This window comes from Cypionkella sp. PAMC25878, assembly GCF_058135695.1.
The window spans coordinates 1,605,984-1,630,493 of sequence record NZ_CM176871.1 but is presented as its reverse complement, the minus strand read 5'-3'; the positions used below and the strand labels follow the sequence as shown (position 1 = coordinate 1,630,493).

25 protein-coding genes are annotated in these 24,510 nt (G+C 61.2%); 9 read left to right on the top strand and 16 right to left on the bottom strand.

The genetic code is table 11. The features are described 5' to 3' along the window. Positions 1-246: 246 nt before the first annotated feature. Genes ruvB through ruvC form a run of 3 tightly spaced genes read right to left on the bottom strand, consistent with a single transcriptional unit; the run spans position 247 to position 2,467 of the window. Positions 247-1,275 carry a Holliday junction branch migration DNA helicase RuvB gene (ruvB, locus tag ACS5RD_RS07670; RefSeq protein ID WP_489931350.1) on the bottom strand — a complete coding sequence of 343 codons (1,029 nt, stop codon included), beginning with the start codon at positions 1,273-1,275 and terminating at the stop codon, positions 247-249. Further along, entirely contained in the window at positions 1,272-1,952 is a 681-nt protein-coding gene (ruvA, locus tag ACS5RD_RS07665; RefSeq protein ID WP_489930682.1) for a Holliday junction branch migration protein RuvA, read from the bottom strand. Before ruvA ends, ruvB begins: the two co-directional genes overlap by 4 nt. Beyond that, positions 1,949-2,467 (bottom strand): crossover junction endodeoxyribonuclease RuvC, encoded by a 519-nt coding sequence (gene ruvC, locus ACS5RD_RS07660; protein WP_489930681.1) that lies wholly within the window; start codon positions 2,465-2,467, stop codon positions 1,949-1,951. The genes ruvA and ruvC overlap by 4 nt, the downstream gene beginning before the upstream one ends. Positions 2,468-2,807: 340 nt before the next feature. On the opposite strand from ruvC, the gene ACS5RD_RS07655 reads away from it, so the two are divergent. Continuing rightward, positions 2,808-3,011 (top strand): DUF1127 domain-containing protein, encoded by a 204-nt coding sequence (locus ACS5RD_RS07655; RefSeq protein WP_054005779.1) that lies wholly within the window; start codon positions 2,808-2,810, stop codon positions 3,009-3,011. Between the two features lie 185 nt (positions 3,012-3,196). On the opposite strand, the gene ACS5RD_RS07650 is transcribed toward ACS5RD_RS07655, so the two are convergent. The 3 genes from ACS5RD_RS07650 to ACS5RD_RS07640 all read right to left on the bottom strand — a co-directional run bounded on the left by ACS5RD_RS07650 (position 3,197) and on the right by ACS5RD_RS07640 (position 6,759). Beyond that, positions 3,197-3,547 (bottom strand): hypothetical protein, encoded by a 351-nt coding sequence (locus ACS5RD_RS07650; protein ID WP_489930680.1) that lies wholly within the window; start codon positions 3,545-3,547, stop codon positions 3,197-3,199. A 119-nt stretch (positions 3,548-3,666) separates the two neighbouring features. Next, positions 3,667-4,539 (bottom strand): 50S ribosomal protein L11 methyltransferase, encoded by an 873-nt coding sequence (locus ACS5RD_RS07645; RefSeq protein ID WP_489930679.1) that lies wholly within the window; start codon positions 4,537-4,539, stop codon positions 3,667-3,669. A 27-nt stretch (positions 4,540-4,566) separates the two neighbouring features. Continuing rightward, positions 4,567-6,759, bottom strand: coding sequence for a primosomal protein N' (locus tag ACS5RD_RS07640; protein ID WP_489930678.1), 2,193 nt, complete (start codon positions 6,757-6,759; stop codon positions 4,567-4,569). A 101-nt stretch (positions 6,760-6,860) separates the two neighbouring features. Between ACS5RD_RS07640 and ACS5RD_RS07635 the strand changes: the two genes are divergently transcribed. The 3 genes from ACS5RD_RS07635 to ACS5RD_RS07625 are packed head-to-tail and all read left to right on the top strand — an operon-like array spanning position 6,861 to position 9,224. After that, positions 6,861-7,553: a DUF484 family protein gene (locus tag ACS5RD_RS07635; RefSeq protein ID WP_054005775.1), complete on the top strand. Its 693-nt coding sequence runs from the start codon at positions 6,861-6,863 to the stop codon at positions 7,551-7,553. Next, positions 7,541-8,476 carry a tyrosine recombinase XerC gene (locus ACS5RD_RS07630; protein WP_489931349.1) on the top strand — a complete coding sequence of 312 codons (936 nt, stop codon included), beginning with the start codon at positions 7,541-7,543 and terminating at the stop codon, positions 8,474-8,476. Before ACS5RD_RS07635 ends, ACS5RD_RS07630 begins: the two co-directional genes overlap by 13 nt. A gap of 49 nt (positions 8,477-8,525) precedes the next feature. Continuing rightward, a complete protein-coding gene (locus tag ACS5RD_RS07625) occupies positions 8,526-9,224 on the top strand; it encodes a CDP-alcohol phosphatidyltransferase family protein (RefSeq protein ID WP_489930677.1) in 699 nt (232 codons plus the stop codon). A 97-nt stretch (positions 9,225-9,321) separates the two neighbouring features. On the opposite strand, the gene ACS5RD_RS07620 is transcribed toward ACS5RD_RS07625, so the two are convergent. From ACS5RD_RS07620 to ACS5RD_RS07605, 4 genes are all read right to left on the bottom strand, one after another. After that, positions 9,322-10,182, bottom strand: a complete 861-nt coding sequence (locus ACS5RD_RS07620; protein WP_054005878.1) for an EamA family transporter — start codon at positions 10,180-10,182, stop codon at positions 9,322-9,324. A gap of 76 nt (positions 10,183-10,258) precedes the next feature. Next, entirely contained in the window at positions 10,259-11,131 is an 873-nt protein-coding gene (locus tag ACS5RD_RS07615) for a class I SAM-dependent methyltransferase (protein WP_489930676.1), read from the bottom strand. Positions 11,132-11,241: 110 nt separating this feature from the next. Continuing rightward, the gene (locus ACS5RD_RS07610; RefSeq protein WP_489930675.1) at positions 11,242-11,688 is read right to left on the bottom strand and encodes a methylated-DNA--[protein]-cysteine S-methyltransferase; all 447 of its coding nucleotides are present in this window, start codon (positions 11,686-11,688) and stop codon (positions 11,242-11,244) included. Further along, the gene (locus tag ACS5RD_RS07605; protein WP_489930674.1) at positions 11,688-12,563 is read right to left on the bottom strand and encodes a LysR family transcriptional regulator; all 876 of its coding nucleotides are present in this window, start codon (positions 12,561-12,563) and stop codon (positions 11,688-11,690) included. Before ACS5RD_RS07605 ends, ACS5RD_RS07610 begins: the two co-directional genes overlap by 1 nt. Positions 12,564-12,695: 132 nt before the next feature. On the opposite strand from ACS5RD_RS07605, the gene ACS5RD_RS07600 reads away from it, so the two are divergent. Beyond that, on the top strand, positions 12,696-12,887 hold the full coding sequence (locus ACS5RD_RS07600; RefSeq protein ID WP_156317407.1) for a DUF1127 domain-containing protein: 192 nt from the start codon (positions 12,696-12,698) through the stop codon (positions 12,885-12,887). A gap of 122 nt (positions 12,888-13,009) precedes the next feature. Here the strand turns inward: ACS5RD_RS07600 and ileS are convergent, their stop codons facing one another. Further along, positions 13,010-15,943 carry an isoleucine--tRNA ligase gene (ileS, locus tag ACS5RD_RS07595; protein ID WP_489930673.1) on the bottom strand — a complete coding sequence of 978 codons (2,934 nt, stop codon included), beginning with the start codon at positions 15,941-15,943 and terminating at the stop codon, positions 13,010-13,012. A gap of 251 nt (positions 15,944-16,194) precedes the next feature. Here ileS and ACS5RD_RS07590 point away from each other — a divergent pair, with 251 nt between their 5' ends. Continuing rightward, positions 16,195-16,599, top strand: coding sequence for a group III truncated hemoglobin (locus ACS5RD_RS07590; protein ID WP_489930672.1), 405 nt, complete (start codon positions 16,195-16,197; stop codon positions 16,597-16,599). Here the strand turns inward: ACS5RD_RS07590 and ACS5RD_RS07585 are convergent. Further along, positions 16,576-19,395 (bottom strand): DUF2339 domain-containing protein, encoded by a 2,820-nt coding sequence (locus tag ACS5RD_RS07585; RefSeq protein WP_489930671.1) that lies wholly within the window; start codon positions 19,393-19,395, stop codon positions 16,576-16,578. The genes ACS5RD_RS07590 and ACS5RD_RS07585 overlap by 24 nt on opposite strands. Positions 19,396-19,511: 116 nt before the next feature. On the opposite strand from ACS5RD_RS07585, the gene ACS5RD_RS07580 reads away from it, so the two are divergent. From ACS5RD_RS07580 to ACS5RD_RS07570, 3 genes are read left to right on the top strand one after another with little or no spacing between them, the layout of a single operon-like run. Beyond that, positions 19,512-19,919 (top strand): NAD(P)-binding protein, encoded by a 408-nt coding sequence (locus tag ACS5RD_RS07580; protein ID WP_489930670.1) that lies wholly within the window; start codon positions 19,512-19,514, stop codon positions 19,917-19,919. Further along, positions 19,865-20,722, top strand: coding sequence for an FAD-dependent oxidoreductase (locus ACS5RD_RS07575; protein WP_489930669.1), 858 nt, complete (start codon positions 19,865-19,867; stop codon positions 20,720-20,722). The genes ACS5RD_RS07580 and ACS5RD_RS07575 overlap by 55 nt, the downstream gene beginning before the upstream one ends. 21 nt (positions 20,723-20,743) lie before the next feature. Then, positions 20,744-21,112, top strand: coding sequence for a DUF2237 family protein (locus ACS5RD_RS07570; RefSeq protein WP_489930668.1), 369 nt, complete (start codon positions 20,744-20,746; stop codon positions 21,110-21,112). A gap of 16 nt (positions 21,113-21,128) precedes the next feature. Here ACS5RD_RS07570 and ACS5RD_RS07565 read toward each other — a convergent pair whose 3' ends face one another. The 4 genes from ACS5RD_RS07565 to trpB all read right to left on the bottom strand — a co-directional run bounded on the left by ACS5RD_RS07565 (position 21,129) and on the right by trpB (position 24,408). After that, positions 21,129-21,650, bottom strand: a complete 522-nt coding sequence (locus ACS5RD_RS07565; protein ID WP_082351548.1) for a helix-turn-helix transcriptional regulator — start codon at positions 21,648-21,650, stop codon at positions 21,129-21,131. Positions 21,651-21,711: 61 nt separating this feature from the next. After that, a complete protein-coding gene (locus ACS5RD_RS07560; RefSeq protein ID WP_489930667.1) occupies positions 21,712-22,158 on the bottom strand; it encodes a hypothetical protein in 447 nt (148 codons plus the stop codon). A gap of 179 nt (positions 22,159-22,337) precedes the next feature. Then, complete coding sequence (locus tag ACS5RD_RS07555) at positions 22,338-22,796, bottom strand: PepSY domain-containing protein (protein WP_489930666.1); 459 nt, start codon at positions 22,794-22,796, stop codon at positions 22,338-22,340. 382 nt (positions 22,797-23,178) lie between these two features. Next, entirely contained in the window at positions 23,179-24,408 is a 1,230-nt protein-coding gene (gene trpB, locus ACS5RD_RS07550) for a tryptophan synthase subunit beta (RefSeq protein WP_054005761.1), read from the bottom strand. Positions 24,409-24,510 lie beyond the last annotated feature (102 nt).

Sequence of the window (24,510 nt, the reverse complement as noted above, 5' to 3'; positions counted from 1 at the left end):
GCGGCTTTGGTGCAGGCTCAACCATGTGGCGCGGATCCCGTGGAAAGCTGCGTCTCCGACGGGGATATTTAAGCGCAGAGGATGACCTAAGAGCCTCCGCCTGCCCATTTCACATTGGCCTAAATATCCCCGCCGGAGGCTCTTAGGGATCAACAAACGCCCCACATCAAACCTTAATAATCTATGAACAAGGCCCCCATAACCTCTTGATTTCATATAAACCAACAGCCTGTCCACGCGTGGACACTAGCCCTCAAACAAATCCTGCTGCCCCGGTGGCTTCGGCGCATCCAACCCCAAATGCCGCCAAGCCCGAGCCGCCAACATCCGCCCCCTCGGGGTCCGTTGAAGCAGGCCCTGCTGCAACAAATAAGGCTCGATCACCTCCTCCACCGCATCCCTTGCCTCCGAAAGCGCTGCAGCGATCGTCTCAACCCCCACAGGCCCGCCGCCGTAATGCTCGGCAAGCAGCATCAAATACCGCCGATCCGCGCCATCCAGCCCGATCTCATCCACCCCCAGCCGCGTCAGCGCCCGATCCGCAATCGCCCGCGTCAGCCGCCCATCGCCCTCAACGGTCACGAAATCCACCACCCGCCGCAACAACCGCCCCGCGATCCGAGGGGTCCCCCGCGCCCGCTTGGCGATCTCTCGGGTGCCTTCAGGATCGGACGGTATCCCCATCAGCCGCGCGCCACGGGTGACGATCAAATCCAGCTCATCCTCGGTGTAAAACTGCAAGCGCGTGGGAATGCCAAACCTATCCCTGAGCGGCGTGGTCAGCAGCCCCAACCGCGTCGTCGCCCCCACCAGCGTGAACGGCTGCAACTCAATCCGCACCGTCCGCGCCGCAGGGCCTTCGCCTATCACTAGATCCAGCGCGAAATCTTCCATCGCCGGATACAACACTTCTTCCACCACCGGAGACAGCCGATGAATCTCGTCGATGAACAGCACATCGCGCGGCTCTAGATTGGTCAGGATCGCCGCCAGATCGCCGGGTTTCGCCAGAACCGGGCCGGAGGTCATCCGAAACCCCACCCCCAATTCGCGCGCCATGATCTGCGCGAGGGTGGTTTTGCCCAAACCCGGCGGCCCGTGAAACAGCGTGTGATCCATCGACTCGCCACGGATTTTCGCAGATTCAATAAACACCCGAAGATTGGCGCGGGCTTCTTGTTGGCCTACGAAATCCTCCAGCACCTGCGGACGCAGGGCGCGGTCTAGGTCTTCGGGCAAGGCTTCGGGCCGCAGATCAGGGTCAGATTGCATCAGCGCGCCTTCGGAGCCAGCAGTTTCAACGCCGCCCGGATCAGGCTGGCGGTGTCAGCTTCGGGCTGATCAACGGCAATAGTCGAGATCGCCTGCGCCGCCTCACCATGCGCGTAGCCGAGATTGACCAGCGCCGACAATGCATCCGCCGTAAACCCGGCGCGATTTTGCGCAGCCGTCGGAGCCGCCACTTTGCGCGGGGCCATCGGCGTCACAGGTTCCAAAACGCTTTCATCCGCCTCAGCCGCGACCGCCAAATTCGCCCCCATCGCCATGATAGTCGGGGCTTTCGATTTCAACTCCAGAATGATCCGCTGCGCCAGCTTCGGCCCCACGCCCGGAGCCGCCTGTATCGCCCGTTGGTCGCCCAAAGTCAGCGTGCGGGCCACACCATCGGCACCCAGAGTGCCCATGATGGCCATTGCGGCCTTCGCGCCAACCCCTTGCACCGTGGTCAGCAGCTTGTGCCATTCCTTATCCAGAAGTGTTGCGAAACCAAAGAGTTGCAACAGATCTTCGCGCACCAGCAGATCGGTATACAAAGACACCGCCTCGCCCACCGATGGCATCGCGGCCAAGGTTCGGTCGTTGACATAGACGATATAGCCCACGCCGCGCACGTCGATCAGCACCTGATCCGACCCGCGCCAATCCAGCCGCCCCGAAAGCTTCCCGATCATCCAACCGCCCTTTTCATCGCCGCCTGCAAACGGCCCGCGCTTTGCAGATGATGCGCGTGACAGATCGCGATGGCCAGCGCATCCGCCGCATCGGGGCCTGCGATTTTCACACCGGGCAGTTGCACCCGCACCATATGATCGACCTGCCCCTTATCGGCATGGCCCACGCCCACCACGGTTTTCTTCACCGCGTTCGGGGCATATTCGCCCACCGTCAGGCCAAATTGCGCGGGCACCAGCAAGGCAATGCCGCGCGCTTGGCCCAGCTTTAGCGTCGCCACCGCGTCTTTGTTGACAAACGTATGTTCGACCGCCGCCGCATCGGGGCCATATTGTCGCAGAACTTCCGTCAACTGACCGTGCAAGGAGAACAATCTTTGCGCCAAATCGCCTTCTCCGTCACCGGGGGCTGAGTGGCAAATGCCATTGGCGACATGGGTAAGCTTAGAGCCCACCACATCAATCACCCCCCAGCCGAGGTTGCGCAAACCGGGGTCGATTCCCAAAACCCGCATCCCCGCCCCTTTTTCTTTTGTTTTTACGCAGATTTTCTGCTTCCCCCAGAATTAGCACGAAAAGAGAACATCCGCCAAGGGGCAATTAAATCTTGCCGCAGATGCAACCCGAGACTATGCAGACGCAGCAAAGCGACATCCGGCGCATGAAAAACGACCAATCCCGTCGTTGTTTTCAAATCGCCTATAAATTAAAGAAATATCGGTGCCGGATGGCTATGCAATGGGCGCAATGCAGACATGCTAGCGCACCCATTGCTTCGCACTTGCAGCATAGCTAGATAGGCCTCACCGGAAGCAAGGGGCTTGCCGGAGATAAAGTTTGTAAAGGATAACCGCTATGGCCGCCTATGAGTCGTCCCGCGCGGCGCCGTTTGGTGCCATCTCGATTTTCCGCTCTGTTCAGTTCGTTTCGACGTTCGCGAACGGCTTCGCTGCTTGGAATGATGCACGCATCACGCGTCGCGCTCTGGGCAAACTGTCTGACCGTGAGCTTGATGATATCGGTCTGTGCCGTGGTGATGTGGAATTGATCGGTCGCTAACTGCTTTTGAATTGATCTGAAATCAGATCAGTTCATACGCAGGCGCCTGATCTTATCGGATGTAAAAAGGGTCGGTGCCGCGTGGCATCGGCCCTTTGCGTTTGTGGTGTTGAACAAATAGAAACGCAGGCAAGGCCGCCGTGGCCCGCCTGCGTTCTGCTAAAAATCGTCCACATGAAAATGGATTATTTGAATGCCTTCAGGCCTTCGCTGATTTTGCCTGCCACGAACACCGTCGCCGGATCAGCCTGCATCAGCCAACCACCCAAGCGGTCAAAGCCTTCGCCGACCTGTAACGCCTGCACGCGTTGATCATAGGCTTTCGCGCCAACCGCTTGATAAATCATGCCTTTCAGACCAATGCCTGCGCAAAACACCATGATCATCGGCACCAGCCAAGAGCGGCGTTTGCGGGCAGGAGGGTTGAAATAGGAACGCCCGAGCGTTCCGGCGGCATCAAAGCCATAGCCTTTGGCGCGCTTTTTCTCAAAGCGCGCGACATTGTTGTAGAAATCTACCAGATTCGGGTCGGCCATCCGAATAACTCCGTATTCACTGGCCCCCGCCTTCGCACCTTTTACCCACAGATTATGGCAAAATTTGGGCAATGTGTAAAAGCTGCCGTCATTTCGCCGTTAATCTTGTGCTAACCGTCTTAGTTCCGCCGCATCACCAGACAGGACCACTCACCCAGATCTTCGCGAGCCTCTGGGGTGAAGCCATTGGCGACATAGGCGGCGGTGATCGACTCGGCCTGCACCACCAGCAGACCGGACAGGATAATCAGTCCGTTCTTTGCCAGATGCTTGGCCATATCCGGCGCAAGTTCGACCAGCGGACCTTTCAGGATATTGGCGAACACCAGATCATAGGGTGCCGCCTCGGCCAGACGCGGATGCGCGAAACCTGCGGCCTCCATCGTCTCAATCCGGCCTTCCATATGGTTGATGGCAACATTGGCTTCGGCGACGTCCACCGCGACTTCGTCAATATCGCTGGCAATGACCAAGGCATCGGGCAGCACGGCAGCGGCGGCCAGCGCCAGAACGGCGGTGCCGCAACCGATATCGGCGACCTTAGCTGGGCGGAAGCCTTCACCATAGAGCCGATCAAAGGCCCGCAGACATCCCAAGGTGGTGCCGTGATGGCCAGTGCCAAAGGCGACGGTCGCCTCAATTTGCAGCGCGATCTTGTCAGCGGGGACTTTGTCGGCGTCGTGCGAGCCAAAGACGAAAAACCGCCCCGCCTCGACAGGCGAGAGTTCGCGGCGCACTTTGGCGACCCAGTCGATTTCCGGCAATTCCGACAGCGCGAAGGGCTTGGCATCAAACGCCATCGCCAGCAGTTCCAGCACCGCCTCGGACGGGGCCTCTAGGAAATAAGCGCCAACCTCCCACAGACCCGAGTCGTCCTCGATCTCAAAGACGCCAACCCCGGTGGGCTCTGGCTCCATCTTCTCAATGGCCTCGGCGAGCGCATTGGCGGCGTCTTCGCCCATCAGGGTGGTCAAAGCGGTGTAGGTGGGCATGGGATGATCCGTTCTAGGGTTGCGCGCCTAGTAAAAGCTTTGCGGGTCAATGTCGATGGAAAGCCGCAGATTGTTCGGCAGTTTGAACTGGCCCACCCATTCGGCAATCGCAGCTTGCAGCGGGGCGGTTTTCTCGGCCTTGATCAGCAACCGCACACGATGCCGCCCGCGCACCCGCGCAACCGGTGCAGGCGCCGGCCCGTAAACCTGCGCGCCAACCTTGCGCAAGGGCCCATCGCGGCGAGCGAGTTCAGCGCCGAAATCAAACACCTGCGCTACATCGGGCGACGATAGAATAATCCCCGCCATCCGGCCATAGGGCGGCACCCCGGCCATCCGCCGCTCGGTGGCCTCGGCCCGCCAGAAGGCTTCCTCATCGCCACCAAGGATAGCGCGGATCACCGGATGCTCGGGCTGAAATGTCTGCAACAGCGCGGTGCCCGGTTTATCCGCACGCCCCGCACGCCCCGCAACCTGCCGCATCAGTTGAAACGTCCGCTCGGCGGCGCGCAGGTCTGACCCTTGCAAGCCAAGGTCAGCGTCAATCACCCCCACCAAAGTCAGCAGCGGAAAGTTATGCCCCTTCGCCACAATCTGCGTGCCGATGATGATATCCGCAGCCCCCTCGGCAATCGCCATGATCTGCTCTTTCAGCGCGCGGGCAGAGCCAAACAGGTCCGACGACAGCACCGCCACACGGGCATCCGGGAACAAAGCCACCACTTCCTCGGCCAGCCTTTCAACGCCGGGACCAACCGGTGCCATCTTGCCCTCGACCTTGCACGCCGGACATTCGGTCGGGATCGGCTTGGTCGCGCCGCATTGATGGCACACCAGCCGCTTCAGAAACCGATGCTCGACCATCCGCGCATCGCAATCGTCGCAGCCAACTTGATGGCCACAGGCGCGGCACAAAGTAATCGGAGCAAACCCGCGCCGATTGAGAAACAGCAAAGATTGCTCTTTGCGCGCGATCCGCACCTTAATCTCAGCCGCCAGCTTCGGCGAAATCCATGCGTTAGACGCCAGCTTCTGGCTGCGCATGTCAATCGCCTGCATATCCGGCAGCTCCGCCGCGCCAAACCGCGCACCTAGGTCCAGACGACCATACTTCCCCGCCTCGACATTCGCCCAAGTCTCCAGACACGGCGTAGCCGAAGCCAAAACAATCGGAGCCCCCACAATCGCCGCCCGCAGCACCGCCATATCGCGGGCGTTATAGAACACGCCCTCCTCTTGCTTGTACGAGGTGTCGTGCTCCTCATCGACCACGATCAACCCCAGATCGCGGAACGGCAGGAACAGGGCCGAGCGCGCGCCGACCACAAAGCTGGCTTCACCCTGCCCAACCATCCGCCACAATCGACGCCGCTCTGTCATCGTCACGCCCGAATGCCATTCCGCAGGCCGCGCCCCAAACCGCGCCTGCACCCGCGTCAGGAAATCCGCCGTCAGCGAGATTTCAGGCAGCAAAACCAACGCCTGCCGCCCCTTGCGCAGACATTCCGCCACGGCCTCCAAGTAAACTTCCGTCTTTCCCGACCCCGTGACGCCCTTCAACAGCGTCCCCGAATACCCCCCTTGGGCGACCAAAGCGACCAGCGCATCCCCGGCAACAACCTGATCTCCCGCCAGCCGCGTGTTCGTCACTGGGTTCAGGGCTGGATAGGGCAGATCGCGCGGCGCGTCTTGCTCCAGCACCACGCCCAGCTTCACCAAGCCCTTCACCACCGCAGGTCCACAAGCGGCTTCCTCGGCCAACTCGCCCAACGTCACCGGGGCGCTTCCAAACCGCCGCAACGCCTCCACCACCCGAAACCGCGCCTCGGTCATCTGGTTCGGGATCACCGGACCCAAAGCATAGGTCTTCTTCATCGACGGCGGATCGCCCAACCCCGGCGCACGCGTCGCCAGCCGCAGCATCGCAGCCATCGGCGTCAGGGTGTATTCGGCGGCACGGGTCAGGAACGAGCGTAACTCGGCGCGCATCGGGGCTGCATCCAGTACCCGGTAGACGCTGCGAATACGCGCCGGATCAAACTTGCCCTCACCCTTGCCCCAAACTACGCCAATGACTTTGCGCGGCCCCAACGGCACCTCGACAAAATCGCCATCGCCACAACCGCCCTCGGGCGCCTTGTAATCCAGCAGGCGGCCCAAAGGCTCGGTGGTCAGCACGCCGACCAAATCCCCTGCCTGATAGACCCGCTCGACCAGCATCCACTCTTTCCTTGTTATGTGGTTTTGAGGTAAACCCCCACCCAAGCCACCGCAACCCACCCCAATCTGCTATAGTTACAAAAAACCAAGATAGGCCAAGCATGATCGACCAAGAGCTGCGCGACAAAATCCTCGCGGAACCCGAGGTTCTGCTGGAAGACCGCGATGTGATGAACGCGCTGATCGGCGCGAATGAGCGGTTGATGGGCAGCAATATCGTCGATCTGCGCGGCATCGCGATGGAGCGTCTTGAGGGACGGCTGGACCGTTTGGAAGACACCCATCGCACCGTGATCGCGGCAGCCTATGAAAATCTCGCGGGCACCAATCAGGTGCATCGCGCAATTTTGCAGATGATGGACCCGCTGAGTTTTGAGGAGTTTCTCAAGACTTTGGCTTCGGACGTGGCGGGCACCTTGCGGGTGGATTGCGTGCGCTTGGTGCTGGAATCGGTGCAAGACGCCGAAGACCCCGCCCTGCGCAAACTGGGCGACGTGCTTTATGTGGCCGAGCCGGGCTTCGTCGGCGAATATATTTCAGGCGGGCGCAATGTACCGCTGCGCCCGGTCGTGCTGCGGCAGGTGCTGCCACAATCGGACGCGCTTTATGGCGAACGCGCGGGCTGGGTTAGGTCAGAAGCCCTGATGAAACTCGATTTCGGTAAAGGCCGCCTACCCGGCATGTTGGTGTTGGGCGCTGAAGACCCGCATCAGTTCAAACCGACGCATGGCACCGACCTTTTGGCCTTCTTCGCAGGTGTGTTTGAGCGGACGATGCGCCGCTGGCTGTCTTGAACAGCCTCGCCATCCCGCCCGCGCAACGCGACGCGCTCGCGCGCTGGCTGGATCATCTGCGGGCTTTGGATGCGGTGGCAGTGAACACCCTCACCGCCTACGCGCATGATGTGACAGGATTTCTAGGCTTCCTCGCTATCCATCACGGCGAATCCGAAGGCCTGAAAGTCATCGCGCAGATCGATCAGTCCGACCTGCGCGCCTGGATGGCGTATGAGCGTGAGCGCAAACTCTCGTCGCGCAGTCTGGCCCGCGAACTCTCTGCGGTGAAGAACTTCATCGCATGGGTCGCCGACCGCGAAAACATAGACGCAACCGCCGTCCTCTCCCTGCGTGGCCCAAAATTCCGCCGCAAACTGCCGCGCCCGCTGAGCGTCGATGGTGCGCGCGATATGATCGCCCAAGTCGGCGAGCAAGCCCGTGAAGACTGGATCGCCGCCCGCGATATCGCCGTGGTGACGTTGCTCTACGGCTGCGGCTTGCGGATATCCGAGGCTTTGGGCCTGACCGGAGCCGCACACCCTTTGTCCGACACCCTGCGCATCTTGGGCAAAGGCGGCAAAGAGCGCTTAGTCCCGACCCTCCCCGCCGCGCGTGATGCCGTGGCCGCATATGCCCGGCTCTGCCCCTACGATCTGACCCGCACCGAACCGCTGTTCCGGGGCGCGCGCGGCGGTGCCTTGAACCCCCGCCTGATCGCCTTGGTGATGGAGAAAGCCCGGATGCAACTTGGCCTGCCGTCATCGGCCACCCCGCACGCGATGCGCCACAGCTTTGCCACCCATCTGCTGTCGGCGGGCGGCGATCTGCGCGCCATTCAGGAATTGCTTGGCCACGCCTCGCTGTCGACAACCCAAGCCTATACGGCGGTAGATGCCGCCCGCCTGATGGAAGTTTACGAAAAAGCCCATCCCCGCGCCTGATTTCCGCCCCAAGCCTTGCCCCGAATCCCAATTTGAGCGATCACAACGCATGGATATTCGCCTTAAAGCCCTTTCCGTCCACCTGCTGACCGCCTCTGGCGCGGTGCTTTCAATGTTCGCGATGCTCGCGGCGGTTGAAGGCAACTGGCGCGTGATGTTCCTCTGGTTGGTGGTGGCGTTGTTCGTCGATGGCATCGACGGCCCCCTCGCGCGGCGCTACGACACGCCGAACAACTTTCCGATCTACGACGGCGTGTTGATGGATCTGATCGTCGATTACCTGAGCTATGTGTTCATTCCGGCCTATGCTTTGTTCAAATCCGGCATGCTGGATGGCTGGACCGGCTGGCTGGCGATCATCGCGATCTGCTATGGCTCGGTGATCTATTTCGCCGATACCCGGATGAAAACCAAGGATAAGTCGTTCTCGGGCTTTCCTGCCTGCTGGAACATGGTGGTGCTGGTGCTGTTCGCCGTAGCGCCCTCGCAATGGGTGATCCTGATCGCGGTGATCCTGCTGACCGTGGCGATGTTCCTGCGGTTGAAATTCGTCCACCCCACCCGCACCAAACGCTGGCGTTGGATCACCCTGCCGATGTCACTGGCTTGGGTGATCTTCGCCGGATGGGCGGCTTGGATGAACTTCGCCGAAGGATCATTGGCGCATTGGGGCTTGGTGATCACCTCGCTGTATCTGTGTTTGGCCGGGATCGTGCAGCAGATCGTGCCGGATCGCTCGGCGCACTAAGTCTGGCGTGGCGTTTTGGGCAGGCCAAGCCGGGGCCAGCCCCGGACCCCGGGATATTTTTGCCAAGATGAAACAAATTTTAGTCAAATTGTAACGGTCAAAGCCGTGTCAGGATGACCCCAGCCACGATCACCGCCGAGGCTATCGCCTTGCCTTTCGTCATCCGCTCGCCAAACGCCAGCCAGCCGATCAGCACTGCGAACAGGATCGAGGTTTCGCGCACCGCCGCCACCACCGCAATCGGCGCTTTCGTCATCGCCCAGACCGACACGCCATAAGCCCCATAAGACGCCGCCGCCGCAATCATGCCAACGCCCCAGGCCTTGCGGTCGCGCGGCAGCACGTCAAGGCCCCGATAAGCCAGCATGCCCGTCGCAAACATCAGCCCGTCAGCCACAAAAACCCACGCCACATAGGCAATCGCGTCGCCCGCCACCCGCGCGCCGTGACCGTCCAGCAGCGTGTAGCTCGCCGTCGCGCAAGCTGATCCCAGCGCAAACGGCAGCATCTTGCGGCTTTCACCATTTGAGAAAATCCCCTGCGCCATCAGCAAAATTCCGCAGCCCAGCACGAAAATCCCGGCATATTCATGCAAGCTCAGCGCATCCGCTGGCATCGCACTTGGCCACAGCATCGCCAGTACCGGCCCCAACAGCGCCACGATCAAAGGGGCCGATCCGCGCGCAATCGGGTAGACGCGCGAAAGATCGCCGTGCTCATATGCATAGGTCAGGAAGGATTTGTAGAAGAAATGCGCGCAGCCCGCCATCAGCACCCATTTCCACACCTCGGGCGCGGGCAGCGGGCAGAAACTGGCAACCGCAAGGCCAATCGGCACCTCGCCAATCGACAGGATGATCATCGCCCCCATCCGAGAGGTTCCGGTCTTGATCAGCGCGTTCCAGAGGGCGTGCAGGAAGGCCGAGCCGAGGACGGCCAGCAGAATAGCAAAGCTCAAGATCAATCCCGCCTGTAAGTGTTACCAAACTGTTACAGAGCGGCCTTGAATAGGCAAGGTCCGGCGCAAACTGGACTTACCGCTTTCTCAGCCAGATCGAGCCGTTGTTGCGCTCCATCTGATTGGTTTTCATCCGCTCGAACCGCTCAAACATGTCGCCCTTAGCTTTCAGGCTGGGCCCAAGCTTTTGCAGCACGGCATCGTTGAAGAACAGCACCTCAAAAGCGTTGCCATGGGTCAGCATGGCATCCACCAGATAGACCTCGTTCCACGATCTGTTGTCGTTAAACACCCAACGCTCGGGATACTCGAACGGGTAAAATATATCATGAATATGCACGATCACGCCGGATTTCAGCGCCGGCAGGATATGCATGTATTCGTAATGCACATCGCTACCGGTCTTCAAAACATGGGACGAGTCGATGAACAGGATGTCACCCGCCTCCAATGCCGTGAAGGTTTCGAGCGGCAACGATTGAACAGGCGCTTCGATCAGACAAGAGCTGTCGGGCGGGTTCAGTCCCTTGATGCGCGTCAAGTCGATGTCGATCGTGGTGAATTTTTCCAACTTGGCATCGGTCATCCGATCCAGCGTGTCAAACATCACCGCCGAGGAATAGCCCGCACCGATTTCAATGATCTGGCGTGGGTTCAGCCAGCGCAGCATCGCGGACAGGATAGAGGCATCGTAATACATAAACTGTGTGTTGCGGCCATAGTACCGAAAACCTTCGGTGGGTTTAAAGGGAAACGCCACGACTAGCGGCGCAATCTTTTCGTACAGCGCTCGCATTGCGTCATAGTCCAACAGCGCATCCACGCGGTCATATTGCCGGGCGTGATGCTCTGACTGCCAAAAGGCCTGCAATTCCGCCTGATTGCCAACCGGGCTGTAGTAATGCCCCGGCTTTGCAAACAGTTTGACGCGCTGTTTCTCGTCATCCATAGTCGCGTCTCTCCACTGCAGAGCTGATCTTTCACCAGAGACTAGGTGCAATTTTTGCCCTGTACAACAGACACCTCTGGCCATTTGACCGCTCAAATCAGCAGGCCCGATCAAATTAAAAGACTGGCCGCGCCTTCCAATTTGAGCAAGAACACTTTGCTCTCCACCCCGCCCTTCGCCGAGAATCCACCCAAGCCTTTGGCGGCCAGAATCCGGTGGCAGGGGATCAGCACCGGGACCGGATTTGCCCCGCAAGCCTGCCCAATCGCCGGCGCAGGTGCCCCGATTTCCCGCGCAAGATCACCATACTGCCGCGTCTCGCCATAAGGAATCGCCGCTATCGCGCGGCGCACCTGTTCGGCGAAACCTCTGCCAAAGTCCAAGGGCAGATCAAACGTGGTCAGGCGGCGGTCAAAATAGGCGGTCAGTTGATGGATCGCCTCGATCAGCAGCGGCGTCTCGGGCGCAGGCCCCGCGTGCCACCGCAGTGCCGTGATCACACCGTCCGTTTCCGTCACACTGATCGGCCCCAGCGGGCTTTGCATCCCCGCCTGCATCACGCCACCGCCCCCCCTGAAGCCAAAGGCCGAAACGCCTCGCGCAGCATGTCGGCCAGCCCCTCAATCGCCGCCGATCCGCCGCGCGGATTGCGTTTCAGCACCACACGCGCCCGATCCACGATGGGGAAGCCATCTGCATTGGTTAACTCGCGACACCCCGGCGGGATCGTGCTGCGTGAGAGGGGTGAGATCGCAAGCCCCGTGCGCGCCGCCACCCGCAGGCTGGCCGAGGTGTCACATTCAAACGCCGCCCGCCACGGAATGCTTTGCTGATCCAACGACCGCAGCGCAAAATCCCGGCACCAGTCAGAGCGGAAATACACCCCCACCGGCACCGGCTGTTGCAGGTGTTGGGCATGAGCGATGGAAGTCACCCAAACCGTCGGGTCCAGACACAACACCTCATCACCCGAGGTATGGCTGCTGTCATAAATCACTGCCAGATCAAGATGATCCTCGTCCAGAGCCGCCTGCTGGGGTGCGGTGAAATCGCAGCGCACGGTGACTTCCACGCCCGGATGACGCTCGGAAAACGCAGCCAAAGCGCGCGGCAGGATGGTTTCCGCATACTCATCCGGGATGCCAATCCGCACCGGCCCCGCCAGCGGTTTTTCCCGCAATGCCGTCGCCGCTTCCTCCAGTAAACTGGTGACACGCCGCGCGTAAGGCAACAGTTGCGCTCCCCTAGGCGTCAGCACGACCCCGCGCGGCAGCCGGGTGAACAGCGGCTGACCAAGGCTCTCCTCCAGCTTGCGAATTTGCATCGACACCGCCGATTGCGTGCGCCCAACCCGGTCTGCCGCCGCCGTCACCGAGCCCGTATCCACCACCGCCAGAAACGCCCGCATCAAATCGCTATCAAGGGGGACCATTGCGCATCGCCATCTATGAAACCGATGGCTGGCATCATTTCTATTCGTTTGTCTTATGTCAAGGATTCGGGCAAAACAGGCTTATCCGAAACGAAGCCGTCCGATCAAAACCGCGCCATGAAGGAGTCCGCCATGATCCGTTCCACCCTCGCCACCCTGCGCCAGCGCCATGCTTTGCGTCAGTCCATCGGCAGCCTGCTGCGCCGCGCCGATGATCATTTGCTGGAGGATATCGGACTGACCCGTTGTGAAGTGCAGGGTTTGATCGCTGGCAGCGCGCCTGCCCAGCCGAAATCCGGCTATTTCGCGCCGTTTCACGCCTAAGATTTCCCAACCCTGGCAACTTGAACGGGCAGAGGCACCACCTCTGCCCGTTTTTTTGCATCAAGTGTTCAACCCCAAAACCCACAACGCCCCGGATCAAGTCCAAGGCGGCGGCGGTTTGCTTAGCCCAGCGCGTCGTTGCACCGTTTGCAGGTACCGGGGTGTTTGTGGCTGCCCACGTCTGGCAAAATCCGCCAGCAACGTTGACATTTCTCACCCTCCGCCCGCTCAAACACCACGCCGATGCCCGGCGTATCCGGCAACCGGAACGCCTCAGCCGGTTCAGGATCGGCGGTCAGTTGCAGATCCGAGGTGATGCAAAGTTCCGCAAAATCCAGCGATTTCAACGCCGCTAAGATCGCCATATCCGCCACATGCACCACGGGCGCGGCCTCAAGGCTGGCCCCAATCACCTTCGCCGTGCGCTGCACTTCCAGCGCGCCGGTGACCACGCGGCGGGCGATGCGGATACCTTCCCACTTGGCGGCCAGCGCTGGGTTCAGCCATTCGACGGGAGTTTCCGGCATATCCACCAGATGCACCGAGGATTGATCCCCGGGGAAGCGGCAAAGCCAAACCTCCTCCATCGTGAACACCAGCACTGGGGCGAGCCAAGTGGTCAAACGGTGGAACACGATGTCCAACACCGTGCGGGCGGCGCGGCGGCGTTGGCTGTCTGCGGGGTCGCAATAGAGGCAATCCTTGCGGATATCGAAGTAGATCGCCGACAGATCGGTGGTGGCAAAGGTGAACAGTTTCTGGAACACGCCTTGGAAATCGTAGCGCGCATAACCGGCCCGCACCTCAGCATCCAACTCGGCCAGACGGTGCAAAACCCACTGCTCCAGTTCTGGCATATCGGCATGGGCGACCTTTTCGGCCTCGGTAAACCCCGCCAAATTCCCCAGCAAAAACCGCATCGTATTGCGTAAACGGCGATAGCTGTCGGCGACGCCTTTCAGGATTTCCTTGCCGATGCGCAGATCGACGGTGTAATCCGACAACGCCACCCAAAGCCGCAGAATATCCGCGCCATACTCATCAATTACCGCTTGCGGGGCGACCGTATTGCCTACCGATTTGGACATTTTCATGCCCTTCTCGTCCAGCGTAAACCCATGCGTCAGCACACCGCGATACGGCGCGCGGCCCTTGGTGCCACAGGCCTGCAGCATCGAGCTATGGAACCAGCCGCGGTGCTGGTCGGTGCCCTCAAGGTAAAGATCGGCAATGCCGTCAGCCGAGCCATCCTCACGGTCGCGCAGCACGAAAGCATGGGTCGAGCCGCTGTCAAACCACACGTCCAGCACGTCGAACACTTGGTTATATTGCGACGGACCCACGATGCCATGCAGCATCTTTTCCTTGAATCCTTGCACATACCAAACATCCGCGCCTTCAGCCTCGAACGCCTCCTTGATCCGCGCATTCACGTCTTGATTGCGCAACAGGAAGTCCGCATCGGTCGGTTTCGCCCCCACTTTGGTAAAGCAGGTCAGCGGCACGCCCCAAGCACGTTGGCGCGACAGCACCCAATCCGGCCGCGCCTCAATCATCGAATGCAAACGGTTCCGCCCCGCAATCGGCGTCCACGTCACCAACTGATTGATCGAGTTCAGCGCCCGTTTGCGGATCGTATCGCCATAAGTCGACATGCCGTCGTCCAGCGGCTTATCGATGGCGACAAACCACTGCGGCGTGTTGCGGTAGATCACCGGAGCCTTCGATCGCCAGGAATGCGGGTAGGAGTGCTTGACCTTACCCTTGGCCAGCAGCGCCCCTTGCGCGTGCAGGGCCTTGATATTGCTGACGTTGGCCGCACCCTCTTTGCCCTCGGCATTGATGATGAACTGGCCGCCGAACAGCGGCAGATCGGCGCGATATGATCCATCGGCTTCGACGTTATAGGTCATCGGCAGCTGGAACTTGAGGCCCATCTGATAGTCGTCATCGCCGTGGCTGGGGGCGGTGTGAACAAAGCCCGTGCCTGCGTCGTCAGTGACATGATCGCCAGCGATCATCGGGACATTATAATCCCACTCGCTATCTCCGCCTTCAATGCCGCGATAGGGATGGGCAAAGTCCATCTGCTCCAATTGAACTGCTGGAACGTCCCGACGCTTAACAAATTGCGTAACTTTTGCAGCCGACATCACGCCTTCAGCAAGTTTATTTGCGAGAACTAAAAGTTCTCCAGCTTTGGCCGTCGAGTTTTCGGCAACTTCGGCAACCTCGTAAAGGCCATATTGAATGGTAGGATTAAACGCGATAGCCCGGTTCTGAGGGATGGTCCAAGGTGTCGTCGTCCAGATCACGACAGATGCCTGACGCAAATCTTCGTGCGTCCGCAAGTCGGTGTCATTGTGCTGTGGAACTGAATGCGGCTTAAACCGCACCCAGATCGTGTGGCTGGTATGATCGTGATACTCGATCTCCGCCTCGGCCAAGGCCGTTTTCTCCACCGGCGACCACATCACAGGCTTCGACCCCTGATACAAAGACCCGTTGCTCACGAATTTCATAAACTCATCCGCGATCACCGCCTCGGCGTGGTAATCCATCGTGAGATATGGCTTTTCCCACTTCCCCGTCACGCCCAGCCGCTTGAATTCCGAGCGTTGCACGTCGATCCAGCCCTCGGCAAACTTGCGGCATTCCTGACGGAAGGCCACCACATCCACGTCGTCCTTGTTCAGACCCTTGGCGCGGTATTGTTCTTCGATCTTCCACTCAATCGGCAGGCCGTGGCAATCCCAACCCGGCACATAACGGGCGTCTTTGCCCATCATCTGCTGCGAGCGCACCACCATATCCTTCAGGATTTTGTTCAGCGCATGGCCGATGTGCAGATGGCCGTTGGCGTAGGGCGGGCCGTCATGCAGGGTGAACGGCGTGCGGGCATCCGCCACGGCCTTTTCGCGCAGGCGGTCGTAAACCCCGATCTTCTCCCAACGCGCCAGCCAATCAGGCTCGCGGGCAGGCAGGCCCGCCCGCATCGGGAAATCGGTTTCGGGCAGAAAAACGGTGTTGGAATAGTCAGTCGTATCAGCGCACATCGCGGCAGTCCTTGGAAGGTGGGCCTTGGTCGCAGGCCTTAGGAAGGAGGGTATCGGAGGGGTGCAATGCACCAGAATCCCGGCGTCTGAAACGTCAGAGCGCCGGGCCGATAATTCGGATTATGCTCACGAATATGCGGTCCATGCGGGCCTTATAGAAACCTCGCGCGGAAAGGTCAAAGCCCCTGCGTCAGCGCGCCCTGTTGCAGCGCCGCAGGAAAACCCGCACCCTAGACGGATAGGAGCCTGATATGTCCCCCCTCGCACGTTTTCCGATCACGCCCGCCCAGATCGACGCCGTTGTATCGGCGTTTTATGCAGCCGTCCGCACGCATCCGACCTTGGCCCCGATTTTTGCCTCTCACATCACCGACTGGCCGGCACACGAGGCGAAAATCGCCCGTTTTTGGCGCAACGCCATCCTGTTAGAGGGCGGCTATGACGGCAACCCAATGGCCGTGCATAAGGCCGCAGGCAACGTCCGCCCCGGCATGTTCGATCCCTGGCTGGCGCAGTTCGATGCCACCCTTGCGCGCGAACTGCCGCCCGAAACCGCCAAAGCATGGTCCACCCTTGCCCATCGCATTGGCCGGGGCCTGCGCTATGGGCTGGTCGATAGCGCCAAGACCGACTCAGGCGTCCCGTTTCTGCGTTGAAACCTCGCCCGCCCAGCGGTTCAGCCACGCGAGCCCCGCCAGACACAGCCCCAACCCAAGGAAGCTGACCACCCGTGTCAGGCCCGTCAGGCCCGCTGCATCCAGCAGGAACACCTTGGCAATCGTCAACCCAATAACCGCCATCGCCACCCGCCGCAGCAGACCCGAGCGCCGCGCAATCGCCTGATACAACAATCCGGCCCCCAGCAGCATCAGCGCGACGGTATAGCTGTAAAGCTCACCCTGCACGGTGCCATAGGCACCCAGCCAATCACCCTGCCAGAACCGCCGGATCTCCAGCCCGAGGTAAAGCGCGATTAGTGCCAAGCCCACCACCAAGAATCCCAACCGCAAGCGCCGCCCCAGCCCCAGCAGCTTCCACACCGCCGCCAGCAGGATCAGCCCCGGCACACCATAGGCCAGCAGCAGCGTATCCAAAACCAGCGGCCCCAGCACCAAGGCCCCCGGATCGCCGGCGGAATAGCTGAACAGCGGGTTGAACGGCCCCACCGCCAGCGCCAAAGCCGCCACCGCCAGAAGCCCCGCCACCACGGCAATCGCCTGACGCAACCGCACCAGCACGCCGCCCAGCCGAGCGCGGTAGATCTGCATCAGCATCAGCACCAGCCACGGCAGCGCATTCAGCCCCGCCGACCAATGGGTTTCCACATCACTCGGAGCCTGTGAAGGCAAAATAAACCGCATGATCAACACATTGGCCAAGATCGCCGCCAGTCCCGCCGCCGCCGATTCCAGCACACCCTTCGGCAAAATCCGCCCCTCGGGCAGGATCTGCAACGCTGCGATCAGCGCCAAAATCACCCCGCCAAACGCCAGCACCACTTGCCCCAAAGGTGCCTCAAACGCCCAATCCAAGCCCGGATCGGCCAGCAAGCGATAACCCAAAACCGCCACCGCCACTTGAATGAACCAGCCCATTTCCGGCAGCTTAAACCGCCGATCCAACCCAGCCGCGACCAGCGCCAGCAAAGCCAAAGCCAGCGTCAACGCGGTATGCGTGGTGACCAGAAACAGCGCCAAGGCGATCAGCGACAGCGCCGACAACGTGGCATAGGCCGGGCGGCGGCGATCCGCACCGCGCGCGAACAGCACCGCCAGCCCGACCATGCCCACCGCCACCGCCATCACATGCAGCGCCCAAGGATAGGCCCCAATCACCCTCTCAGGTATCCACAGCAAAGCCAAAATCGCCACCGCCACAGGTGCGACCAAGGCCGCCGCCGCCCCGTGCAGCAAGGCCAACACCCCCTCCTGCCGCGATCTCCACGCGAAAGCGCCCGAAATCAGCGCCGCCATCCCCACCAACCAAGTGATCGTCATCGGCGCGGCCACCTCAGGCCCGCGATCCGCCGCGCCCAGAAAATCCCAAAACAGCGGCATCCGCGCCGAGCCGATCTGCACCAGCATCAACCAGAATCCCACTGCAGGCACAAAACCCAGATCGGCCAGCCCCTCGGCCTTCTCGGCCCACACAACATAAGCCAGCGCCAACAGCGCAAGCCCGCCCAAAGCCAGCATCGCCTCGGCCCCCGTCGCCCCCGCCAGCAGCACCAAGCCAGCCGTCGAGGCCAAAGCCGCCCCCGCCGCCAACAGCACCGGGAACGGTGGCCGCAGCTTGCCGAGCATCCCCGCCAGCAGCACCGACGGCCCGTCTTGCCGTGGCACCAAGCCGCGCTCAGGGATAGCCACCGCCAGCAGCGCCAGCCCCAGCAGCAGCGCCACCCAGCCCGGCACCCCCGCGCCCGCCACCATCGACATCCAGCCGCCCGCGTAGCCCAGCACCAGCGCCAGCACCGAAACCCAAGCCCAGCGCCGCAAAGTATCGACCCCCAGCCCCAAAGCCGCGATCAAAGCGAAGTAACCATAAAGCCACGGCCCCGCCTCTGCCCCGCCCGCCACCACAAAGGGTGCTGCAAACGCGCCCAGCAGGCCCACCGCGATCAGCAACGGCCCATAGAACCACCCGAGCAGCAGCGCCAACACCGCCGTCGTCCCCAGCCCCGCAAAGGCCATCTGTGGCCCGATCAGCCCATACATCAGCCGCGCCGACAGCACGGCGGCGAACACCGACACCAGCCCAGCGCCTGCGAACACCGAGGGCAGATAGGCGGTCGAGACGTCCTCACCATCGCCCGACCTGCGCCGCAGCCACTCGCCCGCGCCGATCAGACACAGACCAAAGGCAATCCCCGCCAATACCCGCAGCCCCGGCGGCAACAGCCCGTTTTCAATGCCATATTGCACAAAAAACACCCCCGCCAACGCCAGCGAGGCCGCCGAGATCGCGTAAACCCAATTCGCCTTTAACCAATCCGCCAGACGCGAAAACACACTCGGCCCCGCAGGCAACAGCACAGCCACAGGCGCAGGCGCGGCAGGTGTCGCGGCCACACCACGCGCAGCCGCCCGCTCCCACGGCGTCATCGGGCGCACGGCATCCACCCCCGCAGCCTCGCCTTCGACAACAGGCGCAGCCGCGTCAACCTCAGCGGAGCCCGCTTCATTCACAACCGGATCAACCGCCACAGTCTCAGCTACAACCGTCTCAGCTACTGCCGTCTCAGCCATCACCGCAGCCGCAACCCCACCCGGCGCGGGCGCTTGCGCCACATTCCCCGCGCCCAGCATCGCCTGCAACCGCGCCCCTTGCGCCGCCAACTGCCGTTCCAAATCACCAACCCGCCTGCGCAAGCCGCTTTGCCCCACCAGCAGCACGATAATCATCACCGGAATGGCAAGCGCCACCAAGGCCAGCAGAACCAGCAACCCGTCCATCCGCGATCCCCCACACGTTTTCGGTACACTAGCCGCAGCCAACCGCTCTGCACAGTGGGGAATATCCCACCCGATAAGGCCTTGCCGCCGCTGAAATAACCCGCACAAATGCGGCTATGAGCAGCCAATTCCCCCCGCTAACCATCGGCATCGTCGGCGCAGGCATCGGCGGTTTGGCCGCAGCCGCCCTTTGCGCCCAATCCGGCCACCGCGTCACGCTGGTGGAGCGTTTTGCCACCCCCCAGCCGCTCGGCTCCGGCCTCGTGCTGCAACCCGTAGGCCTTGCGGTGCTGGAGACAATCGGCGCAGACGTCCGCGCGTTCGGGGCATCCATCACCCAAATGCTGGGCCACGCCGGAAACGCAAAGTCCTCGATGTCGCCTACAAACCCGATGCCCCCGGCCTTGCCATCCACCGCGCCAGCCTGTTCTCGCTGCTCTGGCAGGCCGCCACCGCCGCAGGCATCAGCATGGAAACAGGCGCGGCCTGCCATGACGCCCCGCTTTCCAACGGCAAACGCCTGATCCTGCGGGATAATGCCGACCCACTCGGCCCGTTCGATCTGGTGATCGACGCCTCAGGTGCGGGCTCGACACTCTCGCCGATGCAGGCCCGCCCACTGAGCTTCGGCGCGGTCTGGGGCACCGTGCCTTGGCCGACAGACACCGACCTGCCGCGCGATCAGTTGACGCAACGCTACCAAGCCGCCCGCAACATGGCTGGCGTGCTGCCGATCGGCCAACTTCACGGCAACCCGACGCAGCATGCCGCCGTGTTCTGGTCACTGCCCCGCGCCAAGCTGGACGATTGGCCCAGCCAAGACCTGAGACAATGGAAAGCCGAAGTTACCCAGCTTTGGCCGCAAATGGCCCCGTTCCTCACCACCCTGCGCTCCCCCGCCGACCTCACCCCCGCCCGCTACAGCCACGGCACCCTGCGCCGCCCCTACGGCGAAGCGCTGGCGTTCATCGGCGATTCCGCCCACCGCGCCAGCCCTCAACTTGGCCAAGGGGCCAATATGGCGCTGCTGGATGCCTTCGCGCTGCGCGAAGCCCTGCGCCTGCCGCTGAGCGAGGCCCTGCCCCGCTACGCCCAAATGCGCCGCTGGCATGTCCGCGCCTATCAGGCGATGTCCGCCGCCTTCACGCCGATGTATCAATCCGCCAGCACCACCCAGCCGCTACTGCGCGATCACCTGCTGGCTCCAATGGCGACGCTGTGGCCGATCAACCGGATGCTGACGGCGCTGGTCTCAGGCACCATGCTACCCGCCGTCGCCGGGATGCACTGGCCGCAAACCGCTGGACAGCAGCAGCCAGCGCGCTAGGCTACAGACAAAGGAAACCCGATGCGTGACCCCTCTCTCAACGTGCTTGGCAGCGTTTTGGAAAGCTGCTCCACTGCCCCCGTCACCGGGTTTTTCCGCGATGGCTGCTGCAACACCGGACCGATGGACCAAGGCCTGCACACCGTTTGCGCGCTGATGACAGCAGAGTTTCTGGCCTATTCCAAATACTTAGGCAATGATCTGTCCACCCCGCGCCCCGAATACGGCTTTGCGGGCCTCAAGCCGGGCGATCAATGGTGCCTGTGCGCGGGCCGCTTCCTGCAAGCACATGAAGAAGGCGTCGCCCCGCAAATCTTGCTGAAATCCACCCACCAACGCACGCTGGATGTGGTGGCCTTGCAAATCCTGCAAACCTACGCCGCCGACTGATTGGCCTGCCGACTGATCACGCAGCGGTTTGCGGTACTGGCAGCCGCAAGGTGCCATCTTCATCCCGCATCAGATCCTCGATGAACAGCGACAGAAGTTGCGAGCGCCCGCTGACCCCCGCCTTGCGGTAAATCGCATTGGTCTGTGCTTTCACAGTGCCCTCAGACGTGCTGCGCAAAGCCGCAATCTCGCCAGTAGACATGCCCTTGATCGCGAACAAAGCCACGTCCTTTTCCGCCGGGGTCAGTCCCCATTCGGCAAACCGCTCGGCCAACAGCACCATGAACGCGCCCGAGGCCCGCCGCAGCCGGGTTTCAGCCTCACGCCGATCCACAATCGCCCGGCGCAACAGGATCGCGCCCAAAACCACGCCGACAATCAGCCCAAACGCCGCCCAGATCTCCATGATCTCGCGCAGCTCCCACGGCAGCGGCGTGGTGGTGATGCCGACAAAAGACGACAAAATATCTGACACGAAAAAAATCGCGCAAGCCGCCTGCAACAGAAAGATCGCAAAGACGAAAGCCGGATGTCTCACTTACGCTCCAAATTTTCCACGATAAATTATTCTGCGCGGCCCCGTCACCGACCCGCGCAACTTAGTTCTCGTTGCCACCTTTGCCCGAACCGCTGTTATCGGAATCGCCGTGATCCTGCGAACCATCATCGCCCGAGTCATGATCCTCCGAGCCATTATCACCTGATCCGTTATCGCCTGACCCGCTGCTGTCAGAGCCATTATCATCTGACCCGTCATCGCCTGATCCGCTGCTATCCGACCCATCACCCTGCGAGCTGCCTTTGCCCGAATTATCGCCGCCCGCAATCTCCGGCACCACCCGACCATCCTCGGCCAGCAAAACATCGCGCAAAATCTCACCTGTGCGCGGGTTCAGGATGATCTCGCGCGAGGCCCCACCGCGCGCAGCGACAATCCGCACCCGCCCCAGCATCGTGGTTTCCACATTGATCTCGCGGTAGCCTTGGCCGCGCAACTGCGCCACCACCGAGCTTTGAAAGCTGTCCGCGCGCGCGGCGCTGGCCATAAAGACAGCGCCAAGCACGCCGCCAGCGCACTGCCCCAAGAAAGCTCTGCGCCCTAAGAAAACTCTGCGGTTCATCCCGTTTCCCTTCGAGGCCTAAACCTGCCCCGGCTGCACCCACATTATCACCCATGCCAAGCCCCCCGGCAAGGCCGGGGGGCTTAGTCCATGCAAAACCGGTCTCAATCGTCTGAGCTGCCCTCGCCGCCACCATCATGGCCGCTGTCGTCATGGCCGCTGTCGTCGTGGCCGGTGCCGTCGTGGCCGGTGCCGCCATTGTCGTCGCCTGCATCATGATCCGGGCCATCATCCGACGCGCTGTTGTCATCGGCACTGTCGTCACCCGTAAAATCGTGATCGGTGCTCGATACTTCCAAACCGCTATTCGTCTCACCCGCCCCAACGGTTTGGGATTCGTGTTTGATCACCTCACCCGTGGCTTTGTCATAAACCACCTCGACCTTGACGCCATCTTTGGCGGCCTCAACCTTGATCTGGTTCGGGCTTTCCTTGACCTCGATGGCCGAATAGGCTTGGTCCTGATAGGTTTTCACCACATCCGCCACGGTGATCGCATGCGCCATGCTGGCAGAAAAGCCGAGTATGACCGTGAAAATCAAGGGTTTCGCTGTCCGTATCATCCTGTGTTCCTAACTTTGCTGAACTGCCAAACGAAGCCGCATCCGGCGACAGGTTCAGCGATGACAGCCCAAACCGCCGCTGCCTATTGGCGCAGAGTTTAGCCCGATCAGATCAGCCCAGAGTTTGCGGATATAAACCGCAGTTTAGGCAAAACCCGACGTAAGCGCGGGTTATGGCGAAAGGCAGCGCCAGAAGCATAGCGGAAAACTATCCTCGAAAATCCAGAAAAATAAGCCTATATCAAATGCTTAAGACATTGGTCTGAAGCTTCCGCGCCCATACTAAGACCATGGTCTGACCGGGCAGCAGAGTGATTCGGGCAGCACAACGAAAAGCCGCGCCAATCTGCATCGGCGCGGCCCTTCAACGTTCAATCCGGCTTCAGATCTTCATATCAAAGCCAAGGTGCTTGGCGACGGTGAAGATATCCTTGTCGCCGCGCCCACACATGTTCATCACAATGATATGGTCCTTCGGCAGCGTCGGCGCGATCTTCATCACATGCGCGAGGGCATGGCTCGGCTCCAACGCCGGGATGATCCCCTCCAGCTTGCAAGACAGCTGAAACGCCTCCAAAGCCTCGGCATCGGTGATGCTGACATATTGCGCCCGACCCATGTCATGCAGCCAAGAATGCTCCGGCCCGATCCCCGGATAATCCAACCCCGCCGAGATCGAGAAGCCTTCCAGAATCTGCCCGTCATTGTCCTGCAACAGATAGGTGCGGTTGCCATGCAGCACACCGGGGCGACCGCCCGTCAGTGAAGCGCAATGCTGCATCCGGTCGTCAACCCCTTTGCCGCCCGCCTCGACGCCAATGATATTCACCGACGGATCGTCCAAGAACGGGAAGAACAGCCCCATCGCGTTCGAACCACCACCAATCGCCGCCACCAAAGTATCAGGCAAACGGCCTTCGCCCTCTTGTTCCGCCAACTGCCAACGCACTTCCTTGCCGATGATGCTTTGGAAATCCCGCACCATCGCCGGATAGGGATGCGGCCCCGCCACCGTGCCGATGCAATAGAACGTGTCGCGCACATTGGTCACCCAATCGCGCAGCGCATCGTTCATCGCATCCTTCAGCGTGCCACGGCCCGAAGTCACCGGAATAACCTCCGCCCCGAGCAGCCGCATCCGAAACACGTTCGGCGCCTGCCGTTCCACATCATGCGCGCCCATATAGACCACGCATTTCAGCCCGAACTTCGCGCAAACCGTCGCCGTCGCCACGCCATGCTGCCCAGCGCCGGTCTCTGCGATGATCCGTGTTTTCCCCATCCGGCGGGCCAGAATGATCTGCCCCAGCACGTTGTTGATCTTATGCGCGCCGGTGTGGTTCAGCTCGTCGCGCTTCATATAGACCTTGGCGCCGCCAAGATGCGCGGTCAGCCGGGGTGCGAAATACAAAGGCGAGGGCCGCCCGACATAATGCTTCCACAGATCATCCATTTCCGCCCAGAACGTCGGATCGGTCTTGGCGAATTCGTAGCGTTCTTCCAGATCAAGGATCAGCGGCATCAGGGTTTCCGACACAAACCGCCCGCCGAACTTGCCAAAGCGGCCCTGTTCATCCGGCCCGGTCATAAAGCTGTTGATGCCGTCTTCCATCGCTGATCTCCCCGTTTGTTGCAAAGGGTGTAGCGCCCTTGATCGCCGGGGAAAAGGGGCCTTCCGGCCCCCTCGCCCTATCGGGCTCACCCCCGAGGATAT